Annotated in this window: 2 pseudogenes; both read right to left on the bottom strand. The window is 42.4% G+C overall.

The features are described 5' to 3' along the window. Nucleotides 1-72 precede the first annotated feature (72 nt). Nucleotides 73-712, bottom strand: a pseudogene (locus tag BHE89_RS17510) (phage N-6-adenine-methyltransferase). Further along, nucleotides 709-1315 (bottom strand): annotated as a pseudogene (locus BHE89_RS17505) (replication protein); the annotation flags it as partial. The pseudogenes BHE89_RS17505 and BHE89_RS17510, both read right to left, overlap by 4 nt.

Raw genomic sequence — 1315 nt, 5'->3', positions numbered from 1 at the left:
AATCACGAGTAACAATATCGCGATCTACGACTTCACCAACTTTGTATAACGCTAAGATTTGCTCTGTGATTTTCATGCAACACCTCTCGATACAAGCCATTTAGCCTGTTCAACAAATGTTTTACCGATTTGCTCCAGCTCACTACGTTGAATGTAATCAATAGCTTTACCATTCCACGTTTTATCAAACACCACGATAGCGCCAGCAAAAAATGCCCCTGTTGGTACTTGGTTTTCATCTGCAGGAACAAACCATTGAGGAACGTCAAAACCAACACGACCGCGAATAAAACAAATATGGTCTGCTTCTTCACACCACCATGTTTCGCTTGTGGCAACTTTCAACAAGAAAACATAGCGCCCGCCTTTTTCACGCATTGCTAACGCATGATTCATAATGTGGCGAACACCAGTAACAGCTTGTTTTTCATGATATGAACTACGTGAGTACGGTGGATTAGCGAAAGCAGAACCACCAATTTCTTTGAGTTTTTCCGACCAGTCCTGAGTAAGCGCGTTATCCTCAACCGTGTAGAAATGAGGGCATTTTGCTGTTTTGTGCATCAGTAAATAGATCTAGCGTGAACGGCCCATAGAGTGAATTGATACCCCAATACAGGTTTTCAGGTGTACGCCACTGATCGCCAATTTCTTTTAATTTATGAGCAGGTTGACTTTTTAATTCCTGTAATTTCAGTGCGTAATCAATCATTGCTGAACCTCCTGTGACATTTCAGTCGCTTGTTTCCAAATGCTGTTCCATGCTTGACGACCAGAAAACTCACTCATACGGCGAATACCTGTCTTACCCGCTAATTCAAGTGCAATTTCTTCAATACGGTTTTGAGGTTTAGAACGAGAACCAATCAGGCGTGAGAATGCGCTGTCACGTTCAACGGTATCAACTTGAACCTTTGGCTCATCCTTTGGCTTTTGGCTACGAACGATCAACTCATCAAAGTGTTTACGTAATTTACGAGGACTTAAAATGTTTTGGTGCCAGAATGAATCTTTGTTGGCCCAGTCGAACAATCCACAAATTTGCTCATGGGTACGTCCATCGATTTGACGCATCAAACGAATATCGTTCGCCCAGTCATACCAAGTAGGTTCTAGCGCGGATGGATTCAGTTTTTTAACACGACCAAACATCCATTTTGCCGTTTTTAAATCACCTTCATCGCCCCATTTCTGACCATTAGGGCTGTAAATCACTGCTTCGGGATAACGAGTTAAAAAATCATTTTTCGGCTGGTCGCTGGATTCGCCAGAATTCTGCGACGAATGATCTGTTTCTGTTGTACTCTCTGAAGTA

It is taken from the genome of Shigella sp. FC1967 (genome assembly GCF_001743005.1).
Classification (GTDB): Bacteria; Pseudomonadota; Gammaproteobacteria; order Enterobacterales; family Enterobacteriaceae; genus Proteus.
Note: the sequence above shows the minus strand (reverse complement) of the source record. Positions and strands in the feature narration are given on the sequence as shown.